17 protein-coding genes and 1 pseudogene are annotated in these 19,823 nt (G+C 59.5%); 8 read left to right on the top strand and 10 right to left on the bottom strand.

Features of this window, described 5'->3' with window-relative positions:
- Nucleotides 1-13 precede the first annotated feature (13 nt).
- Nucleotides 14-616, top strand: coding sequence for a cold-shock protein (locus HX786_RS32160; protein WP_003209798.1), 603 nt, complete (start codon nt 14-16; stop codon nt 614-616).
- 85 nt (nt 617-701) lie between these two features.
- Here HX786_RS32160 and HX786_RS04450 read toward each other — a convergent pair whose 3' ends face one another.
- Both HX786_RS04450 and HX786_RS04445 read right to left on the bottom strand, forming a co-directional pair.
- Nucleotides 702-908: a SlyX family protein gene (locus HX786_RS04450; RefSeq protein ID WP_003209796.1), complete on the bottom strand. Its 207-nt coding sequence runs from the start codon at nt 906-908 to the stop codon at nt 702-704.
- Nucleotides 909-911: 3 nt separating this feature from the next.
- Nucleotides 912-1,337, bottom strand: a complete 426-nt coding sequence (locus tag HX786_RS04445; protein WP_003209794.1) for an HIT domain-containing protein — start codon at nt 1,335-1,337, stop codon at nt 912-914.
- A gap of 883 nt (nt 1,338-2,220) precedes the next feature.
- Between HX786_RS04445 and HX786_RS04440 the strand changes: the two genes are divergently transcribed.
- Nucleotides 2,221-3,492, top strand: a complete 1,272-nt coding sequence (locus HX786_RS04440; protein WP_003209790.1) for an OprD family porin — start codon at nt 2,221-2,223, stop codon at nt 3,490-3,492.
- A gap of 191 nt (nt 3,493-3,683) precedes the next feature.
- Here the strand turns inward: HX786_RS04440 and HX786_RS04435 are convergent, their stop codons facing one another.
- Together HX786_RS04435 and HX786_RS04430 are read right to left on the bottom strand one after the other, a co-directional pair.
- Nucleotides 3,684-4,526 carry a mechanosensitive ion channel family protein gene (locus HX786_RS04435; protein ID WP_003209787.1) on the bottom strand — a complete coding sequence of 281 codons (843 nt, stop codon included), beginning with the start codon at nt 4,524-4,526 and terminating at the stop codon, nt 3,684-3,686.
- A gap of 134 nt (nt 4,527-4,660) precedes the next feature.
- On the bottom strand, nt 4,661-5,146 hold the full coding sequence (locus tag HX786_RS04430; RefSeq protein ID WP_003209785.1) for a YajQ family cyclic di-GMP-binding protein: 486 nt from the start codon (nt 5,144-5,146) through the stop codon (nt 4,661-4,663).
- A 126-nt stretch (nt 5,147-5,272) separates the two neighbouring features.
- Between HX786_RS04430 and HX786_RS04425 the strand changes: the two genes are divergently transcribed.
- From HX786_RS04425 to HX786_RS04415, 3 genes are read left to right on the top strand one after another with little or no spacing between them, the layout of a single operon-like run.
- Nucleotides 5,273-6,190 carry a putative 2-dehydropantoate 2-reductase gene (locus HX786_RS04425; protein ID WP_177067572.1) on the top strand — a complete coding sequence of 306 codons (918 nt, stop codon included), beginning with the start codon at nt 5,273-5,275 and terminating at the stop codon, nt 6,188-6,190.
- Between the two features lie 46 nt (nt 6,191-6,236).
- The gene (locus HX786_RS04420; protein ID WP_003209782.1) at nt 6,237-8,273 is read left to right on the top strand and encodes an ATP-binding protein; all 2,037 of its coding nucleotides are present in this window, start codon (nt 6,237-6,239) and stop codon (nt 8,271-8,273) included.
- Nucleotides 8,274-8,275: 2 nt separating this feature from the next.
- On the top strand, nt 8,276-8,854 hold the full coding sequence (locus HX786_RS04415) for a cob(I)yrinic acid a,c-diamide adenosyltransferase (RefSeq protein WP_008432363.1): 579 nt from the start codon (nt 8,276-8,278) through the stop codon (nt 8,852-8,854).
- A gap of 148 nt (nt 8,855-9,002) precedes the next feature.
- Here HX786_RS04415 and HX786_RS04410 read toward each other — a convergent pair whose 3' ends face one another.
- From HX786_RS04410 to secA, 3 genes are all read right to left on the bottom strand, one after another.
- Nucleotides 9,003-9,947 carry a Nudix family hydrolase gene (locus HX786_RS04410; RefSeq protein ID WP_102369787.1) on the bottom strand — a complete coding sequence of 315 codons (945 nt, stop codon included), beginning with the start codon at nt 9,945-9,947 and terminating at the stop codon, nt 9,003-9,005.
- A 41-nt stretch (nt 9,948-9,988) separates the two neighbouring features.
- Nucleotides 9,989-11,206 carry a bifunctional glutamate N-acetyltransferase/amino-acid acetyltransferase ArgJ gene (argJ, locus tag HX786_RS04405; protein WP_177041498.1) on the bottom strand — a complete coding sequence of 406 codons (1,218 nt, stop codon included), beginning with the start codon at nt 11,204-11,206 and terminating at the stop codon, nt 9,989-9,991.
- Between the two features lie 122 nt (nt 11,207-11,328).
- A complete protein-coding gene (secA, locus tag HX786_RS04400) occupies nt 11,329-14,064 on the bottom strand; it encodes a preprotein translocase subunit SecA (RefSeq protein WP_003209775.1) in 2,736 nt (911 codons plus the stop codon).
- Between the two features lie 305 nt (nt 14,065-14,369).
- Here secA and HX786_RS04395 point away from each other — a divergent pair, with 305 nt between their 5' ends.
- Nucleotides 14,370-14,825 (top strand): DUF721 domain-containing protein, encoded by a 456-nt coding sequence (locus tag HX786_RS04395; RefSeq protein WP_008432358.1) that lies wholly within the window; start codon nt 14,370-14,372, stop codon nt 14,823-14,825.
- Nucleotides 14,826-14,946: 121 nt separating this feature from the next.
- On the opposite strand, the gene HX786_RS04390 is transcribed toward HX786_RS04395, so the two are convergent.
- Complete coding sequence (locus HX786_RS04390; protein WP_008432355.1) at nt 14,947-16,425, bottom strand: helicase HerA-like domain-containing protein; 1,479 nt, start codon at nt 16,423-16,425, stop codon at nt 14,947-14,949.
- Nucleotides 16,426-16,621: 196 nt separating this feature from the next.
- Here HX786_RS04390 and HX786_RS32275 point away from each other — a divergent pair.
- Together HX786_RS32275 and HX786_RS32270 are read left to right on the top strand one after the other, a co-directional pair.
- A pseudogene (locus HX786_RS32275) lies at nt 16,622-17,653 on the top strand (cache domain-containing protein); the annotation flags it as partial.
- Between the two features lie 93 nt (nt 17,654-17,746).
- A complete protein-coding gene (locus HX786_RS32270) occupies nt 17,747-18,511 on the top strand; it encodes a methyl-accepting chemotaxis protein (protein WP_371132408.1) in 765 nt (254 codons plus the stop codon).
- A 10-nt stretch (nt 18,512-18,521) separates the two neighbouring features.
- Here HX786_RS32270 and HX786_RS04380 read toward each other — a convergent pair whose 3' ends face one another.
- Nucleotides 18,522-18,722 (bottom strand): hypothetical protein, encoded by a 201-nt coding sequence (locus HX786_RS04380; RefSeq protein ID WP_023659227.1) that lies wholly within the window; start codon nt 18,720-18,722, stop codon nt 18,522-18,524.
- An 84-nt stretch (nt 18,723-18,806) separates the two neighbouring features.
- Nucleotides 18,807-19,655: a formyltetrahydrofolate deformylase gene (gene purU, locus HX786_RS04375; protein ID WP_003209762.1), complete on the bottom strand. Its 849-nt coding sequence runs from the start codon at nt 19,653-19,655 to the stop codon at nt 18,807-18,809.
- Nucleotides 19,656-19,823: the final 168 nt, after the last annotated feature.

Genomic DNA, 19,823 nt, shown 5'->3' with positions numbered 1-19,823 from the left:
TGAGTTAATCAAAATGTTGAAAATCGTCCACCTGCTAACGGGCGCTGCAGCTTTGCTGCTGTCCTTTATCCCCAGCCTGCGATCAGAGACCCTGCCTTACCTGCAGCAACCTGACGCTCTCTACCTGACCTTCTTTGGTCTTCTTAACCTGACACTGGCTCCAGTCATTCCATACTGGAACAAAGGCCCGCGTCATCAACTGCAAAACCTGGTCAGCGCCCTGCTGGTCCTGGCTGTTGTCGTGCAAACCCTCACCCTGCTGGCGCCTATGCCTGAAGTGGGTGGCCACCCGGCCGTCCTGCTCAGCCTGGCAATAGCACTGGTCGCCATCGTTCTTCATCTGGCCATCAGTTTTTACCGCTCCTCCCCGGCCGCTGCGTCGCAAAGCTACGACATGACCAACCGGGATACCGGGACCGTCAAGTGGTTCAACACCTCCAAGGGCTTCGGCTTTATTTCCCGGGATTCGGGCGACGATATCTTCGTCCACTTCCGGGCGATTCGCGGCGAAGGCCATCGCGTACTGGTGGAAGGCCAGCGCGTGGAGTTCTCCGTCATGAACCGTGACAAGGGGCTGCAAGCTGAAGATGTGATCGCCGCATTGCCGCGTCGCTGATTCCAGCACCCCGAAAAAAAGAAACCGCGATGCAGCCTGGCTGCATCGCGGTTTTTTTAAGCCCGGGGGGTCAACCCCTGCCTTATTAATAATGAGGCGGCGGCGCCTCTTCCTCGGACGACTCGAACTGGCCGCCCATTTCTTCCTGGCGCTTGAGCAACGCAGTCATCTGCAACTGCAGGCGTTCCACGGCACGCTGCTGGGTGACCAGGATGTCATTCAGGGTCTCGATGGTGTCGTCCTGAAAGGCCAGGCGGCTTTCCAGGTCGGTCACGCGGGCTTGAAGATCCATGGCTCAAGCCTCCAGGAACGTGAAGTCGGCCGGCAGGATCTCGCGCAGGCGCGCACGAATTGCCACCACTTGCTCGTCACTGTAGGGCTTCGCCGGGTGCTTGCCCCAGACCGGCGCAGGCCAGGCCGCGTCGTCGCGCTTGCGTACGATCACATGCACGTGCAGTTGGCTGACCACATTACCCAAGGCACCGATATTCATTTTGTCGGCGCCGAACCCTTCGTTCAGCCACTGTGCCAGTGCCGTGCTTTCCTGCCACACCCGCTGCTGGTCGGCGACATCCAGTTGAAACACTTCGCTGATACCGTCGATGCGCGGCACCAGGATGAACCAGGGGTAATTCGAGTCATTGGAAAGCAGCAGCCGACACAGGGGGAAATCCCCGATAGGCAAGGTGTCTTGTTGAAGGCGTGGATCTAAGGCGAACACAGCAGTCACTCCCGTTCGGCGGGTCAGGTTTCAGGCGCCCAGCATACCTGCGAATGCCGGTCGCTTCACGGCGAATGCGCGTGGCCGAATACGCGCCCAAACAGGACGCCACGAAAAAAAGCGCACCATTTCGAGACAGGCCAATATTTCAGCTACGCTAAATGACCAATGTATCCAATTCTGGTCAAAGTCGGGACGCAGAACATGCTTCAAGACCTTGAGCCAGACGGCTTTCAAAAGGCCAAGGGTGAACGGGAGCAGAAACGCAGTCAGTGAAGCACTGCACCAAAATGACCCATTTGTGCTTCAAAGGGATCCGCCAACTACCCACCGAACGGGGTGAACCGGTAACGTTTTGCTCTGGTACAGGTTTTATGCGCCACCAAACCGGAGTGCGGCAGGCGCGTCAAGGCCAAACCAAACGGCGTAAAAAGCCCGTGCTTATGCGGTTTTTACAGGCCGTTGACACTTTTCACGAAAAAATCACATTCGGTTACGGGTTTGTGCACGCTTGTTGCATTCACACCCATATCGTCGACAACGGCACCGGCGGGAAGCAGGTGTTTCGCGACGGAAAATAACAGCGGTTCAATGCCTGACAGGGATGAGTTGAAACTTTCAGGGGTGACTTTTCCACCCCGCTTCCAAGGTTTTAAAACAGCATTGAAGTTGTCAGTCCGGTTACAAGTGGACTGTGAATTTGCGACATGGAGCTAGCAATTTACGACAGGCCCGTAAAGAAGCTGAAAGGATAGATGTGCAAGTATCGTCAATAATGTCTGCGTGATATAACTTTGCGCCGACACAAAAAAGAAAGAGCCGCCCAGACAAAAATATAGGTGGGACGGCAGTACTCTTCCTAAAACCAAAGGAGCAAATCACGATGCGCGTGATGAAGTGGAGCATGATCGCCCTGGCTGTTTCAGCAGGCACCTCGCAGTTCGCAATGGCGTCCTCCCAGGACGATTCCAAGGGCTTTGTTGAAGACAGCACTTTCAGCATCAACACTCGCCTCCTGAACTTTAGCCGCGACTTCCGTAACAATGACACCGGCAAGAGCCGCGTCGACGAAACCGGTCTGGGCTTCAACGGCCTGTACCAGTCGGGCTTCACCCAAGGCACCATCGGTGTGGGTGTCGACGTCATCGGTCTGTTGGGCGTCAAACTGGACAGCGGCAAGGGTCGTTCCGGCACTGGCCTGTTTCCAACTGGCTCCGACGGTCGCGCTCAGGATGATTACTCCAAGGGCGGCGGCGCAGTTAAGTTCCGTATCTCCGATACGGTCCTGAAAATCGGCGACCAGTACACCACCGCGCCTGTATTCGCTTCCGATGACAGCCGTCTGCTGCCTGAATTGCCACAGGGTATCTCGCTGACCAGCAACGAGATCAAAGGCCTGAAACTTGAAGGCGGTCACTTCACTTCGAGCGTGGCACAAGCCCAGACCTACCGCGACAGCCTGGGCCTGACAAAAACCGACTTCATCGGTGGTGTCTACGCCCTGACTCCAGAAGTCAGCGCCAGCCTCTACTACGCGAAGACCGAAGACTACTGGAAAAAAACCTACGCCAACCTGAACTGGACCCATGCGCTCAGCAATGAGCAGTCCCTGGCGGTCGACTTCAACATCTACAGCACCAAAAGTGATGGCGCTGGCCTGCAACGGGCTGAGAAAGACGGCACCACCAAACTGGACAACCGTGCCTACAGCTTGCAAGGCGCGTACACCATCCAGGCTCACACCTTTACCCTGGCCTACCAGAAGGTCAGCGGTGACGGTGACTACGGCTACGGCGTAGACGGCGGCGGCACAATCTTCCTTGCCAACTCCATCGCTCGTTCCGACTTCAACGCTGAAGACGAGAAGTCGTTCCAGGCTCGCTACGACCTGAACATGGCGACTTTCGGCGTACCAGGCCTGAGCTTCATGACTCGCTACGTCAAAGGTACCGGCGCCAACACCGCCGACACCTCGAACGGCAAAGAGTGGGAACGTGACATCGAAGCCAAGTACGTGATCCAGAGCGGCCCGGCAAAAGACCTGAGCCTGCGCGTGCGTCAAGCCACTTATCGCTCCAGCGATGGTGTGTACTACGGTTCGGCGTCCATCGACGAACTGCGTCTGATCGCGCAATACCCGCTGAACATCTTGTAATTGGCAGTTTGATTACAACGATGACTTAGGGTTTCGGCCCTAACTAAAAAGCCGCTCACTTGTTCGCAAGTGAGCGGCTTTTTTATTGCAACTTAATCTCAACAACCCGATAACTAGCAAGCTAACTATCTAGTTTAATCCTGCGTAACAAACCTGACATATCGGCCAGGTTTAATCATCCAGTCACACTATTACTTCCCAGCACTTTCCTGCATGACGCGAATAACCCGTTGTGGAAACGGAATATCAATCCCCGCCGCTTTCAAACGGTCACGTGCCAGTTCATTGAACATGAACATCACATCCCAGTAATCCGAAGTCTTGGTCCAGACTCGCAGGGATACCGTGATCGAACTGTCGCCCAAGGTCGAAACTACCGCTGCCGGCGCAGGATCAGCCAGTACCCGTGGGTCCTTGGCCAGTTCCAACAGCACTTCGCGCGCTTTCTGCAGGTCGGCTTCGTAGTCGACACCCACATCAAATACCACTTTACGGGTCGGCTGACGGTTGGTGTTGGTGATGAGGCCGTTGGACAGGCTGCCGTTCGGGATGATCACCGTCTTGTTGTCGCCGGTGCGCAACACGGTGTGAAAGATCTGGATGCTGTCGACGGTACCGGAAGTGCCCTGGGCTTCGATCCAGTCACCAATGCGGAACGGACGGAACAACAGAATCAGCACGCCGCCGGCGAAGTTCGCCAGGCTGCCTTGCAATGCCAGGCCGATGGCCAGGGTGGCGGCGCCGATCGCGGCAACGAACGAGGTGGTTGCGACGCCGATCATCGAGGCCACGTTGACCACCAGCATGACCTTGAGCGCAATGTTCGCAAGGCTGGTAATGAAGTGTTGCAGCGCCAGGTCAGCATTACGCAACGCCAGCAAACGCCCTACCCGGTGGGTCAAGACGTTGATCAGCCACCAACCAATGGCCAGGGTGACCACGGCCAGCAAAAATCGGCTGCCGTACTCCATGATCATCGGTAACCACGACTCCGAGGTCTTGATCAAGTGATCCACTTCAGCGTTCAAATCCATCTACATTCTCCTGTTTGCCGGATGTGCGGCCTTATCAATCCCCACATAACAAATGAGCCCCGAAGGGCTCAATCGTTTCTGCAGGTTCTGGGCGTGGGACGTCAAAAACGTCCACAGGTTCCCAAGGGGTCCACTCAGTCGCGGAAGTTATTGAACTGCAGCGGCATGTCGAAGGTCTTGGCGCGCAGGGCAGCAATGGCCTCCTGCAAATCGTCACGCTTCTTGCCGGTGATACGCACCTGCTCGCCCTGGATGGCGGCCTGGACCTTGAGCTTGGCGTCCTTGACGTGAGCGACGATTTTCTTCGCCAGCTCCTTGTCGATGCCTTCCTTGAGCACGGCTTCCTGCTTCATCAGCTTGCCGGACGCATAGGCATCCTTGATTTCGAGGCATTGCGCGTCGATCTTGCGCTTGACCAGAGACAGCTTGAGGATCTCAATCATCGCTTCCAGCTGGAAGTCGGCTTCCGCGGTCAGGTTGACGGTCAGCTCCTTTTCCTTGAACTCGAAGCTGCCCTTGCCCTTCAAGTCATAGCGGCGATCCAGCTCCTTGACGGCGTTCTCGACGGCGTTGGTGACTTCATGTTTGTCCAGTTCGGATACCACGTCGAACGACGGCATGTAATTTCTCCAATAAAAAAGGGGCGCGGCTCAGTAGAGATGGAGCACGCCCGGGCTAAAATGCCCGGGCATTATAGCGGTTCTTTCGCCTCGTTCACTGCGGGCAGCCTTACGGAGTAAAAACTGATGTCGACCACCTGGCACGTCCTCGGCGCCGGCAGCCTCGGAACACTGTGGGCCGCCCGCCTGGCCCGCGCCGGTCTGCCCGTGCGCCTGATCCTGCGGGATCCCGGGCGGTTGGCGAGTTATCAGACGGCCAATGGCCTGACCCTGGTCGAGCAAGGCGTGGCTCACACCTACCCGGTCGTCGGCGAAACCTCCGACAGCCCTGGGCCAATTCATCGCCTGCTGGTGGCGTGCAAGGCCTACGACGCCCAGGAAGCCGTCGCACAGCTGGAACATCGACTGGTACCGGACGCCGAACTGATCCTGTTGCAAAACGGGCTGGGCAGCCAGGACGCAGTCGCCGCCCAACTGCCCCAGGCACGCTGCATCTTCGCCTCCAGCACCGAAGGCGCGTTTCGCGAGAGTGACTGGCGAGTAGTGTTTGCCGGCCATGGCTACACCTGGCTGGGGGATGCTCGGCACCCTACTCCGCCGCTGTGGCTGGATGACCTGCAAGCCGCCGGCATTCCCCATGAGTGGAGCACCGACATCCTCACCCGCCTGTGGCGCAAACTGGCCCTGAACTGCGCCATCAACCCGCTGACCGTGCTTTACCAATGTCGCAATGGCGAGCTGCAAGACCATCAGTGCGAAGTGGCCACCCTGTGCGCCGAACTCGCCGACCTGCTGGAATGCTGCGGCCAACCCGCTGCCGCAGAAGATTTGCACAGCGAAGTGGAACGGGTAATCCAGGCCACGGCGGCCAATTACTCCTCGATGTACCAGGACGTGGCCAGTGCCCGACGCACCGAAATCAGCTATTTGCTGGGCTATGCCTGCCAGGCGGCCGCCCGCCACCAACTGAGCTTGCCGCACCTGCAACAACTCCAGGCGCGCCTGGTACGGCAACTGTCTGCACGCGGATTGCCCAGCGACTGAAGCACGCGCTACCCTGCCTGCTTGTTCCTTTGCAGCGAAAACCTTGATGCCACTGCGCCAGCGTCTCGAAAATCTACCGGTTGGGCAGAAACTGCTGGCGGCCCTGCTGGTTTTGTTGACCACCGTCTTGCTGGTGGCCAACCTGACCTTTATCAGCGCCGCCTACTGGATCTCCCAGGAAAGCATGGCGCCCCAGGCCTTGCAGGCCATCGGTCGGCTGGTGTCCAACCCTTCGCTCGCCGCCGAGTCCCTGGACTCACCGCTCAAGGCGCAAACCCTGCTGGATGAACTGACCAGCTACTCGCCATTGCGGGCCGCGGCCTTATACGACGGAGATGGCACGCGCCTGGCCCAGCTGCAACATGCCAATCGCCTGCACCTGCCAGATAATTTCCGGGACATTGAAACCTGGCGTACCACCGAATTTCGCAGCAACCAGGTGATCACCCTGCCCCGTGCCGGCAAACCGTCCGGGCACTTGCTGCTGGTGGCCAGCAGCGAACTGCCGGTGGCTTTCTATACCGGGACCTTCACCGCCAGCCTGGGTATCCTGATCTTCAGCGTGTTGCTGTGGCTGGTGATCGCCCGGCAGATCAAGCGCCTGATTACCCGGCCGATCCATGAACTGGAAGAATTGTCGCGCCAGGTCACCCGGGAAGAGAACTACGCCCTGCGCGCCGGGCGCGGCAATCATGATGAAATCGGCAGCCTCGCCGAAGCTTTCAACACCATGCTTTCGCGCATTGAAGCCCGTGAGCAGCAACTCAAGCGCGCGCGAGACGATTCCCAGGCCGCCTACGATCAAGCCCAGGGCCTGGCGGAAGAAACCCGCCACACCAACCGCAAGCTGGAACTGGAAGTCCAGGTGCGCAGCAAGATCGAGAAAAAGCTCACCGGCTTCCAGAACTACCTCAACAGCATCATCGACTCGATGCCCTCGGCGCTGATCGCCCTCGACGAACAACTCTACGTCACCCAGTGGAACCAGGAAGCCAGCGCACTTTCCGGGACCCGCCTGGACGAGGCGCTGAACCAGCCGATCTTCCTCGCCTTCCAGCCGCTCAAGCCGTTCCTGCCGCAGATCAAGGCCACGGTAGAGCAACACACCGTAGAGCGGATCGAGCGCGTTACCTGGGTCAAGGATGACGAACCCAAGCACTACGCCCTGACCTTCTACCCGTTGATGGGCGGTGCCGGGCGCGGCGTGGTGATCCGGATCGACGACATCACCCAGCGCCTGTCCCTGGAAGAAATGATGGTGCAGTCAGAGAAAATGCTCTCGGTCGGTGGCCTGGCCGCCGGCATGGCGCACGAAATCAACAACCCGCTGGGAGCGATCCTGCATAACGTGCAGAACATTCGCCGCCGGTTGTCCAACGAACTGCCGAAAAACCTCGAGCACGCCGAACAGGCGGGCATCGACCTGGACTCGGTCAACCGCTACCTGCAAAGCCGCGAAGTGCCACAGTTGCTCGACGGCATCCAGCAGGCTGGCGCCCGGGCGGCGAAAATCGTCACCCACATGCTCAGCTTCAGCCGCCGCAGCAACCGGCAGATGGCGCCGTGCGACTTGCCGGCCTTGATCGACCAGGCCGTGGAAATTGCCGGCAACGACTTCGACCTCACCGTCGGCTTCGACTTCAAGGGCCAGGCGATCATCCGCCAGTTCGACCCGCAACTGGGCCCGGTCCCCGGCACCGCCAACGAACTGGAGCAAGTACTGCTCAACCTGCTGAAAAACGCCGCCCAGGCGATTCATCAGCGCGAAGACGGCAGCGAGCCCGGCCGGATCATCCTGCGCACCCGGCTCAACCCGCCGTGGGCAGAAATCCAGGTGGAAGACAACGGCATCGGCATGAGCGAGAACGTGCGCAAACGCACGTTTGAGCCGTTCTTCACCACCAAGGAAATCGGCCAGGGCACCGGGCTTGGGTTGTCGGTTTCGTATTTCATCATCACCAACAATCACAAGGGGCAGATGGAAGTGCATTCGACCCTTGGCCAGGGTACCTGCTTCACCTTGCGCCTGCCCCTGGCGGGCAGCCAATTGCCACCCAACGAACTCACTCAACTGGAGCGCTAACCATGGGCTTTCGCCTGTCGAAAATTTACACCCGTACCGGCGACAAGGGCGAAACCGGCCTGGGCGACGGCCGCCGCGTGCCCAAGGACCATCCACGGGTGGAGGCGATTGGCGAGGTGGATGCGCTGAACAGCCAGTTGGGTTTGTTGCTGGCGGGATTGGAGGAACAAAGCGGGCAGCATCCAGCGTTGAAGGATGTGATCGAGGTGCTGACACCTTGCCAGCATCGTCTGTTTGACCTGGGCGGCGAATTGGCGATGCCGGTGTACAAGGCGCTGAACGCGGCGGAAGTCGACCGCCTTGAGGCGGCGATCGATCGCTGGAATGAAGAGGTCGGGCCGCTGGAGAACTTCATTCTGCCGGGTGGTTCGGCGTTGATTGCCCAGGCCCATGTATGCCGAAGCCTGGCTCGCAGTGCGGAGCGCCGGTGTCAGCACCTGAATGCAGAGGAACCGCTGGAAGGCGTCGGGTTGGCGTACATCAACCGGCTGTCGGACTTGCTCTTTGTGGCAGCCAGGGTGATTGCCAAGCGCCAGGGCGTTGCAGAGATCTTGTGGCAGGCGGCGGCAAAGCCGCACTGACGCTTACTGACCGATTGCAACCTGTGGCGAGGGAGCTTGCTCCCGCTGGGCTGCGTAGCAGACCCAAAATATTGGGAGCGCTGCGCACTCCAGCGGGAGCAAGCTCCCTCGCCACAACAGCTCCCCTGGCCACTCGCCAGGGTTATGCCTAAACCTCAGGCCAGAACGCCCGAATCCCCGCCACACCTTGAGCACCAGCCTCCCAGGCCTTTTCCCGCTCAGCAGGACCCACCCCACCGAGCAAGAACACCGGTTTGCTGAACCCACTGATCAACTGCTGTGCCTGCTCCCAGCCCAACGGCTCGGCATCAGGATGAGTCTGGGTCGGCTGCACCGGCGACAAGGTGACGAAATCCACGTCCATCAACTCCGCCAAGGCTAATTCCTCAGCATTGTGGCAAGACGCCGCCAACCAGCGATCCTTCGGCAAAGGACGTCCCTTGCTGGCGTACTTGCGCAGTTGCGCCGAGGTCATATGCCAGCCGGCCGCGGGAAAATCCCCCAGCCATTCAAACGGCCCCTTGAGCATCAGTTGCGCCTTGCCCGCACACAGGCCCACGGCGTCCACCGCCAGGTCACGGTACTTGGGGTCGTAACCGTTGGGGGCACGCAGCTGAACCAGTTTGATGCCACCAGCGATGGCTTTTTGAATACCGCGCAGCAGGACGGGTGTCTCCAGCTCGCCCGGAGTGATCAAGTAGTCAGCCGGTAAACGCGCCGCCGCAACGATCGGCGCATTGGCTGCCGGAAACTCATAGTTCGGCAGGTCCCGCTGGGCCACCCACTCAAGGGGTTGGCCTTCGGCACCGTGGGGCTCGCCGGTAAAGGCCGAGACTTCCCAGACATCCAGCAACACCTGTTTGTCCGGGTAATCATGCTGCACCTTGATCAACGGGCGAGCCGCCGTGACCTGGATGCCCAGCTCCTCCTGCAATTCACGGGACAGCGCGGTTGCGACCGACTCATCGGCCTCCACCTTGCCACCGGGAAACTCCCAGAGGCCGCCCTGATGCTGGGTATCGGCGCGGCGCGCCAGCAGAATCCTGCCGTCGACACCCCGGATGACCGCTGCTGCTACATGAACTCGTTTCACCGCACTATTTCCTCTGAATCGGTTTGAAGACCTGCCTGGTATCAGGTGCGGTATTCCGCGTTGATCTTCACGTACTCGTGGGACAGGTCAGTGGTCCAGATGGTTTCGCTGCACTCACCGCGACCCAATTCGATACGGATGGTGATTTCTTCCTGCTGCATCACCGCCGAACCCTGGGCTTCGGTGTACGTCTCGGCCCGGGCGCCACGGCTGGCGATGCACACTTCGCCGAGGAACACGTCGATCTTGCTCACGTCCAGGTTCGGCACGCCGGCACGGCCCACAGCGGCCAGGATACGGCCCCAGTTCGGGTCGGAGGCAAACAGCGCGGTCTTGATCAGCGGCGAGTGAGCCACGGTGTAACCGACATCCAGGCATTCCTGGTGGTTACCGCCGCCGTTGACTTCAACCGTCACAAACTTGGTGGCGCCTTCGCCGTCGCGCACGATGGCCTGGGCCACGTCCATGCACACTTCGAACACCGCCTGCTTCAACGCTGCGAAATACGCGCCGTTGGACGAGGTGATTTCCGGCAGGTCAGCCTGGCCGGTGGCGATCAACATGCAGCAATCGTTGGTCGAGGTGTCGCCGTCGATGGTGATGCGGTTGAAGGACTTGTTGGCGCCGTCGAGCATCAGGTTTTGCAGCACGTCACGGGAGACTTTGGCGTCGGTGGCGATATAGCCCAGCATGGTCGCCATGTTCGGGCGAATCATGCCGGCGCCTTTGCTGATGCCCGTGACGGTAACGGTCACGCCTTCGTGCACAAACTGACGGCTGGCGCCTTTTGGCAGAGTATCGGTGGTCATGATCCCGGTAGCCGCAGCCGCCCAGTTATCCACCGACAGGTCATCCAGCGCTGCTTGCAGCGCGCCTTCGATTTTCTCTACCGGCAGCGGCTCACCGATCACACCGGTGGAGTACGGCAGCACCTGGCTGGCGTCTACGCCGGTCAGCTCCGCCAGCTTGGCGCAGGTGCGGGCAGCTGCGGCCAGGCCAGGCTCGCCGGTCCCGGCGTTGGCATTGCCGGTGTTGGTCAACAGGTAACGCACCGGGCCTTCGACACGCTGCCTGGCCAGAATCACGGGAGCGGCGCAAAACGCGTTCAGGGTGAACACACCCGCGACGGTCGAGCCTTCGGCACAGCGCATCACCACCACATCCTTGCGCCCCGGGCGCTTGATGCCCGCCGAAGCGATACCGAGTTCAAAACCGGCAACCGGGTGCAACGTGGGCAAAGGACCAAGACCAACAGCCATGAATGCGCTCCTAAAAATATTGGGTGTGTACCCCGTCGCTATCGACGGTGACGAAATGGCAAAACGCCGCGACGGCTGATGCCGGTCGCGGCGCGGGGGTGTTGCAGCGTCAGGCGAAAATCTTAGTTGATTTCGCCGTGGCAGTGTTTGAACTTCTTGCCCGAACCGCACCAGCACAGTTCGTTGCGGCCCAGCTTCTGTTCGTTGCGCACCGGGGCCTGGGCCAGGGCAACATCGACCTCTTCGCCCAATACTTCCGGAGCCTCAAGACCAGGCGCTTCGTCGTGCTGGAACTGCATACGCGCAGCCAGTGCCTCGGCTTCCTGACGCAGGCGGGCTTCTTCCTCGATCGGGTCTTCGCGACGCACCTGAACGTGGGACAGCACACGAATCGAATCGCGCTTGATCGAATCCAGCAGTTCGGAGAACAGCGTGAACGACTCGCGCTTGTACTCCTGCTTCGGGTTCTTCTGGGCGTAGCCACGCAAGTGGATGCCGTGACGCAGGTGGTCCATGGTCGACAGGTGGTCTTTCCACAGGTCGTCCAGCACACGCAGTACGATTTGCTTCTCGAAGGTGCGCAGTGCTTCGGCACTCGCCTGCTCTTCTTTCTCGTTGTACGCGGCCAGCAGCTCGGTCATGAGCTTCTCGCGCAGGGTTTCTTCGTACAGGTGGTCGTCTTCGTCGAGCCATTGCTGGACCGGCAAGTCGACACCGAAGTCGCTCTTCAACGCAGCTTCCAGGCCGGCAACATCCCACTGCTCAGGCAGGGACTGTGGCGGGATATGGGCGCTGACGGTGGCGTTGAGCACGTCCTGGCGGAAATCGGCAATGGTCTCGCCGATGTTGGTGGCAGCCAACAAACTGTTACGCATGTGATAAATCACTTTACGCTGTTCGTTGTTGACGTCATCGAACTCAAGCAGTTGCTTACGAATGTCGAAGTTACGGCCTTCTACCTTGCGCTGGGCTTTCTCGATGGCGTTGGTCACCATGCGGTGTTCAATCGCTTCACCGGACTGCATGCCCAGGGCTTTCATGAAGTTCTTCACCCGATCCGAGGCGAAGATGCGCATCAGGCTGTCTTCCAGGGACAGGTAGAAACGGCTGGAACCGGCGTCACCCTGACGACCGGCACGACCACGCAGCTGGTTGTCGATACGGCGCGATTCGTGACGCTCGGACGCGATCACCTGCAAGCCGCCGGACTCCAGCACTTGCTGGTGACGCTTCTGCCAGTCGGCCTTGATCTGCGCGATCTGCTCAGGGGTCGGGTTGTCCAGGGACGCAACTTCCACTTCCCAGTTACCGCCCAACAGGATGTCGGTACCACGACCGGCCATGTTGGTGGCGATGGTCAGTGCGCCCGGGCGACCGGCCTGGGCAATGATCTCGGCTTCTTTTTCGTGGAACTTGGCGTTGAGGACCTTGTGCTCGATGCCTTCCTTGGCCAGCAAGCTGGACATGTGCTCGGAAGTTTCGATGGTGGCAGTACCCACCAGCACTGGACGGCCCTGGGCCATGCATTCCTTGATGTCGGCGACGATTGCAGCGTATTTCTCGTCGGCGGTCAGGAACACCAGGTCGTTGAAGTCTTTACGCGCCAGCGGCTTGTTCGGCGGGATAACCATCACCGACAGACCGTAGATCTGGTGGAATTCGAACGCTTCGGTGTCGGCTGTACCGGTCATGCCGGACAGTTTGTTGTACAGACGGAAGTAGTTCTGGAAGGTGGTCGAGGCCAGGGTCTGGCTTTCAGCCTGGATGTTCAGGGCTTCCTTGGCTTCGATCGCCTGGTGCAGGCCTTCCGACAAACGGCGACCCGGCATGGTACGACCGGTGTGTTCGTCGACCAGTACGACCTGGCCGTCCTGCACGATGTATTCAACGTTGCGATGGAACAGCTTGTGGGCACGCAGACCGGCATACACGTGGGTCAACAGGCCCAGGTTGTGCGCCGAGTACAGGCTCTCGCCTTCGGCCAGCAGGCCGATCTGGGTCAGCATGTCTTCGACGAACTGGTGACCGGCTTCGTTGAGTTCGACCTGGCGGGTCTTCTCGTCGATGGTGAAGTGACCTTCTTTGGTCACCACGCCTTCCACTTCCTCGATGTGTTGCTCAAGGCGCGGGATCAGCTTGTTGATCTCGGTGTACAGGCGCGAGCTGTCCTCGGCCTGACCGGAGATGATCAGCGGGGTACGGGCTTCGTCGATCAGGATGGAGTCGACTTCGTCGATCACGGCAAAATTGAGTTCGCGCTGGAATTTTTCTTCCATGCTGAACGCCATGTTGTCGCGCAGGTAGTCGAAACCGAATTCGTTGTTGGTACCGTAGGTGATGTCGGCAGCGTAGGCGGCGCGCTTCTCTTCCGGCGGCTGGAACGGCGTGACAACGCCGACCGTCAGGCCGAGGAATTCGTACAGCGGACGCATCCAGTTGGCATCCCGGCGGGCCAGGTAGTCGTTCACCGTCACAACGTGCACGCCCTTGCCGGACAATGCGTTGAGGTAAACGCCCAGGGTAGCTACCAGGGTCTTGCCTTCACCGGTACGCATTTCGGCAATCATGCCTTCATGCAAGGTCATGCCGCCGATCAACTGGACGTCGAAGTGGCGCATGCCCATGACACGCTTACCGGCTTCGCGGGCGACCGCAAAGGCTTCGGGAAGCAGCTTGTCGAGGGTTTCACCTTTGGCTATGCGGGCCTTGAACTCTTCGGTCTTGGCGCGCAATTGCTCGTCCGAAAGGGCAACCATCTGCTCTTCGAAGGCATTGACCAGCTGCACCGTCTTGAGCATGCGTTTGACTTCGCGCTCATTCTTGCTTCCAAAAAGTTTCTTTAACAAAGGCGCAAACATATCGGCAGGTTCTTCCACACATAGGGATGGAGGGCGCCCCGTGAGTCGCCCGAGCAGCCCTCACGGCCGCATGCGAACGAGCATTCTACCCGGAAACGTGGGTGAGGAAAGTGGCGTTATTCCACGATGCTGGCACGGCGCTCTTGGAGGGCTTGTTTAAAATAAGGGCTTTTTGCTGAACTTCAACCCATTCGGGTAATAAGTTACTCGTTGATTTAATGGATAAACTGCCGGTAATGCAATGGCGGCGGTGTCGCAGACGCTTTCTGCTACCATGGCCTCTCTGTTACTTAAGGTGTCTAGTCATGGCATTTCGCCCTCTTACGGCCCGAGCTCCCGCCGTGTTGCTTCGCGAAGCCAAGCCTTTAAAAGCCATCTTCGGCCATGCGCAACGCCTTGGTCATCTGCAACGCCTGGTAGAAAGCCAACTGCAACCCGCCGCCCGCGAACACTGCCATGTGGCCTCGTGGCGCGAAGGCAATCTGCTGCTGATCGTCACCGACGGCCATTGGGCGACGCGCCTGCGCTACCAGCAGAAACGTTTGCAGCGCCAATTGATGGCCTTCGACGAATTCGCCAGCCTGACGCGCATCCAGTTCAAGGTGCAACCGCCGACCGTGCCGCAAGGTGCGGTGGGGCACACGATGGATTTGTCGGAAATCGCCGCCGAAACCATTCAGGCCACGGCAGACGGGATTACCGATCCGAACTTACGCGCTGCGCTGGAGCGGCTGGCCGCTCACGCCAAACCCAAAACCTGAGACCGGCGTAGAACCAAGTGTGGGAGCGGGCTTGCTCGCGAAGGTGGCGTGTCAGTCACTGGATATATTGACTGATCCACCGCTTTCGCGAGCAAGCCCGCTCCCACATTTGATCCCATCGTTATTTACGTTTGCTGCCGCCTAACAAAGACCCCAGTAACCCGCGCACCAACTGCCGGCCCATCTGATTGGCCGCCTGTTGCATCGCCGATTTCAGTGCCTTGCCTGCCGTAGTACCGAGGAACGCACCGGCCTTGTCGGTAAAGCTTGGCTCTTCAGCGGCGGGCGTCGAATCCTCTTGCGGGCCCAAGTCCTTGCGCGCCATCAACACTTCGTACGCCGACTCACGATCAATCGGCTTGTCATAGCGCCCCTGCAATGGCGAACTGGCAATCAGTGCTGCCCGCTCAGCTTCGCTCAGTGGCCCGATCCGCGATTGCGGCGGTGCTACCAGTACGCGTTGGACTACTTCAGGCGTCCCCTTTTCCTGCAAGGTTCCCACCAATGCCTCACCTGTACCCAACTCGGTCAGCACCGCCAGCGCATCAAATGCCGGATTGGGCCGGAAGCCATCGGCCACCGCCCGCAGGGACTTCTGCTCCTTGGTGGTGAACGCCCGCAGCCCGTGCTGGATGCGCAAGCCGAGTTGCGCCAGCACGGTGTCCGGCAAGTCCCCGGGAGACTGGGTGACGAAATACACACCGACGCCTTTCGAGCGAATTAGCCGCACCACTTGCTCCAGGCGATCCTGCAGGGCCTTGGGGGTGTCGGCAAACAACAGATGCGCCTCGTCGAAAAACAGCGCCAGCAGCGGCTTGTCGGCATCGCCACGTTCCGGCAGTTGCTCGAACAGTTCGGCCAACAGCCAAAGCAGGAAGGTCGCGTAGACCTTCGGCGCCTCATGCACCAGCCGGCTGGCGTCCAATAGATGAATACGCCCGCGGCCGTCACTGGCCGGTTGCAGGATGTCTTCGAGTTGCAGCGCCGGCTCGCCGAACAACGCTTCGGCACCCTGCTGCTCCAGCACCGCCAGGCGCCGCAACAGCGCCTGGCTGGAACCGGTGGTCATCAGGGCCGCGTCTTCCCCGAGCAACTCCGGGTGATAGCGCAAATGGTTCAGCAGCGCCTTGAGATCCTTGAGGTCCAGCAGTAACAGGCCTTCACGATCGGCCACCTTGAAGGCTGCGTAGAGGGCCGATTGCTGGCTGTCGGTGAGCTCCAACAGGCTGCCGAGCAACAGCGGGCCCATTTCACTCATGGTGGTGCGCAACGGATGACCGGACTGGCCGTGGATATCCCACAACGTCACCGGATACGCCTTGGGCGTGTAATTAAGGAAAGGCATGCCGGCTATGCGCTCGGCGACCTTGCCCTGAGGGTTGGCCGCAGCGCCCAGGCCACACAGGTCACCCTTGATATCGGCGGCAAATACCGCGACCCCGGCGTCGCTGAAAGCTTCCGCCAGGCGCTGCAAGGTCACGGTCTTGCCGGTGCCGGTGGCGCCTGCGATCAGGCCGTGGCGGTTGGCCAGGCGCATCGACTGGGCAATCGGCTGGCCCTGAAGATCTGCACCAATAATGAGTTGCGAGGAGTCAGGCATTTTGTCACCCATGGTTAATCTTTGGCGCTGAATGGTCGATACAGATAAAGCGAGAGACCCAAAAAGTCTTGGAAAAACAGGCCGGATAATTCCTGCAGGAGCAGATGGAAATATCACACTTTTTTTGACGCAGCCATTCCGCGCGCCCCAGAAGGACGTGCATCGGATATTAAGACCATAGCGGACCCCACAAGCCATGAATAAAAATCTGCGTTTCAGCCATAAAATCCTGCTTGCCGCCGCTCTTGTCGTCATTGCCGCCTTTGCGTTGTTTACCCTCTACAACGACTACTTGCAGCGTAATGCGATTCGCGACGACCTGAACAACTACCTGCATGAAATGGGCGATGTCACTGCCAGCAACATCCAGACCTGGCTTACCGGGCGCATAGTGCTGATAGAAAGCGCCGCACAGAACATCGCCATCAACCCGGATTCAACCAGCGTCGCCAGCCTTCTGGAACAGAAGGCCCTGACGTCCTCGTTCATGGCCACGTACCTTGGCGACAGCAATGGCGGATTCGTCATCCGCCCCGATACCAAGATGCCCGACGGCTTCGACCCACGGGTACGCCCCTGGTACAAGGGCGCGCAGGGCAGCAACGGCTCAACCCTGACCGAACCCTACATTGACGCGGCCACCGGCCAGTTGATCATCTCCATCGCCACCCCCAGCAGCAAGGCCGGCCAGAGTGTCGGCGTGGTGGGCGGCGACCTGAGCCTGCAAACCCTGGTAGACAACATCGGTGCCCTGAACTTCGGCGGCATGGGTTATGCCTTCCTGGTCAGTGCCGATGGCAAAGTGCTGGTACACCCGGACAAGGGCCTGGTGATGAAAACCCTGGCCGACGTCTATCCGAACAACACCCCCCGAATCAGCAGCGACTTCAGTGAAGTCGAGGTAAACGGCAAGACACGTATCGTCACCTTTACCCCGATCAAGGGCCTGCCCTCGGTGAACTGGTACCTCGGCCTGTCGGTGGATAAAGACAAATCCTTCGCCATGCTCAGTGAGTTCCGCACCTCGGCGATCATCGCCACGATCATCGCCGTGGTCATCATCATCGCCCTGCTGGGCATGCTGATTCGCATCCTCCTGCAGCCACTGCACGTCATGACCCGCGCGATGGAAGACATCGCCGACGGTGAAGGCGACCTGACCCGCCGCCTGACCATCCAGAACCACGACGAATTCGGCGTGCTTGGCAGCGCTTTCAATCGTTTCGTGGAGCGGATTCACACCTCGATTCGCGAAGTTTCCTCGGCCACCGAGCAGGTCAATGAAGTGGCCCTGCGGGTGGTCAGCGCCTCCAATTCCTCGATGGTCAATTCCGACGAGCAGGCCAACCGGACCAACAGCGTCGCGGCCGCGATCAACGAGCTGGGGGCTGCCGCCCAGGAAATCGCCCGCAACGCCGCACAGGCCTCCAACCAGGCCAGCGACGCCCGGCACTTGGCCGAAGACGGTCAGCAAGTGGTGGAACGCAATATCAAGGCGATGAACCAGTTGTCGCAGATGATCAGCGCCTCCAGCACCAATATCGAAGCGCTTAACAGCAAGACAGTGAACATCGGGCAGATTCTGGAAGTGATCACCAGCATTTCCCAGCAAACCAACCTGCTGGCCCTCAACGCGGCGATTGAAGCCGCACGGGCCGGGGAAGCCGGACGCGGCTTTGCGGTGGTGGCCGATGAAGTGCGCAACCTGGCGCACCGCACCCAGGAGTCGGCGCAGCAGGTGCAGAAGATGATCGAGGAGCTGCAAGTCGGCGCCCGAGATTCGGTCAGCACCATGAGCGAAAGCCAGCGGCACAGCCAGGACAGTGTGGAAATCGCCAACCTGGCGGGCGAGCGTCTGAACAGCGTGACCCAGCGTATCGGCGAAATTGACGGGATGAACCAGTCGGTAGCCACCGCTACCGAGGAACAGACCTCGGTGGTGGAGTCAATCAACATGGACATCACCGAGATCAACACCCTCAATCAGGAAGGTGTGGAAAACCTGCAATCAACCTTGCGGGCCTGTTCCGACCTGGAACAGCAAGCGGCGCGCTTGAAACAACTGGTGGGTAGTTTCCGGATTTGATCCCGCCGGGTCAGCGGCTGCCTTGCACAGCCGCTGACGCCTTTTCTTCAGGCAATTCGGATGTGTCCTGCAATTGTTCCCACAACTCGGCGGCGCCTGGAAACTCGGTGCCGTCCTCACTGCTCAGGTCATCCGGGTCATATCGACTCAAACAACCCTCTCCCAGCGTCGCGGGGGCTTTGGAAGTCGCCTTGTCCAGTGGATCGCTCATGCTCCAGTCCTCACCCGCGCTCAAAAAAAGGGCCTGTAGCGATTTAACGCCCAGGCCCTTCATTCTTCAATCAAAACACTTCAATCAGAACACGACAGTCTTGTTGCCGTGCACCAGTACCCGGTCTTCCAGGTGATAGCGCAGGCCGCGAGCCAGCACCATCTTCTCGACGTCACGGCCAAAACGGACCATGTCTTCGATGCTGTCGCTATGGCTGACACGCACCACGTCCTGCTCGATGATGGGACCGGCGTCCAACTCTTCGGTGACGTAGTGGCACGTTGCACCGATCAGCTTCACGCCACGCAGGGATGCCTGGTGATACGGCTTGGCACCCACAAACGATGGCAGGAAACTGTGGTGAATATTGATCACCTTGCCAGCGTATTCACTGCACAACTCCGGCGGCAGAATCTGCATGTAGCGCGCCAGTACCACGACGTCCGCATCGTGCTGCTTGACCAGGCGCGAGACCTCGGCAAAGGCCGGCTCCTTGTCCTGCGGGTTGACCGGGACGTGGTAGTACGGAATGCCATGCCACTCGACCATGCTGCGCAGGTCGTCATGGTTGGAAATCACGCAGGAGATTTCGCAGTCCAGTTCATCGCTGTGCCAGCGGTGCAGCAGGTCTGCCAGGCAGTGGGACTCACGACTGGCCATCAGGACCACGCGTTTTTTCTGTTCCGTGTCGGTGATGCGCCAGGTCATCGAGAACTCTTCAGCGATCGGCGCAAATGCCTCGCGAAATGCCTCTAGACCAAAGGGCAGCGTATCGGCACGAATTTCGTGACGCATGAAAAACCAGCCGCTGAGATTGTCCGAGTGATGGCTCGCTTCGGTGATCCAGCCGTTGTGGGAAGCCAGAAAGTTACTGACCTTGGCAACGATGCCAACCCGGTCCGGGCAAGCAATCACCAGCCGAAAAGTGCGCATTAGGGGGAAACTCCAGAACTTCGCAAAGGCCGCCATTCTAGCGATTGCGCAGAAAAACTGCAGTATTCCTCAACGCTTATTCTGATCGGCTGCGTCAACCCTGCCCCTTAATAGCGTAGGGTTTTTCCCCACTATGTGTGCAAACGCGTGGACTCCGGCAGTAAGCCA

Origin of the sequence: Pseudomonas sp. 21615526, from assembly GCF_013386245.1 — a bacterium.
Classification (GTDB): Bacteria; Pseudomonadota; Gammaproteobacteria; order Pseudomonadales; family Pseudomonadaceae; genus Aquipseudomonas.
Note: the sequence above shows the minus strand (reverse complement) of the source record. Positions and strands in the feature narration are given on the sequence as shown.

Coding starts and splice junctions, on each gene's coding strand:
- HX786_RS32160 (WP_003209798.1), top strand. CDS start 14: ATGTTGAAAATCGTCCACCTGCTAACGGGCGCTGCAGCTTTGCTGCTG.
- HX786_RS04450 (WP_003209796.1), bottom strand. CDS start 908: ATGGATCTTCAAGCCCGCGTGACCGACCTGGAAAGCCGCCTGGCCTTT.
- HX786_RS04440 (WP_003209790.1), top strand. CDS start 2,221: ATGCGCGTGATGAAGTGGAGCATGATCGCCCTGGCTGTTTCAGCAGGC.
- HX786_RS04435 (WP_003209787.1), bottom strand. CDS start 4,526: ATGGATTTGAACGCTGAAGTGGATCACTTGATCAAGACCTCGGAGTCG.
- HX786_RS04430 (WP_003209785.1), bottom strand. CDS start 5,146: ATGCCGTCGTTCGACGTGGTATCCGAACTGGACAAACATGAAGTCACC.
- HX786_RS04425 (WP_177067572.1), top strand. CDS start 5,273: ATGTCGACCACCTGGCACGTCCTCGGCGCCGGCAGCCTCGGAACACTG.
- HX786_RS04420 (WP_003209782.1), top strand. CDS start 6,237: ATGCCACTGCGCCAGCGTCTCGAAAATCTACCGGTTGGGCAGAAACTG.
- HX786_RS04415 (WP_008432363.1), top strand. CDS start 8,276: ATGGGCTTTCGCCTGTCGAAAATTTACACCCGTACCGGCGACAAGGGC.
- argJ (WP_177041498.1), bottom strand. CDS start 11,206: ATGGCTGTTGGTCTTGGTCCTTTGCCCACGTTGCACCCGGTTGCCGGT.
- secA (WP_003209775.1), bottom strand. CDS start 14,064: ATGTTTGCGCCTTTGTTAAAGAAACTTTTTGGAAGCAAGAATGAGCGC.
- HX786_RS04395 (WP_008432358.1), top strand. CDS start 14,370: ATGGCATTTCGCCCTCTTACGGCCCGAGCTCCCGCCGTGTTGCTTCGC.
- HX786_RS04390 (WP_008432355.1), bottom strand. CDS start 16,425: ATGCCTGACTCCTCGCAACTCATTATTGGTGCAGATCTTCAGGGCCAG.
- HX786_RS32270 (WP_371132408.1), top strand. CDS start 17,747: ATGGTCAATTCCGACGAGCAGGCCAACCGGACCAACAGCGTCGCGGCC.
- HX786_RS04380 (WP_023659227.1), bottom strand. CDS start 18,722: ATGAGCGATCCACTGGACAAGGCGACTTCCAAAGCCCCCGCGACGCTG.
- purU (WP_003209762.1), bottom strand. CDS start 19,655: ATGCGCACTTTTCGGCTGGTGATTGCTTGCCCGGACCGGGTTGGCATC.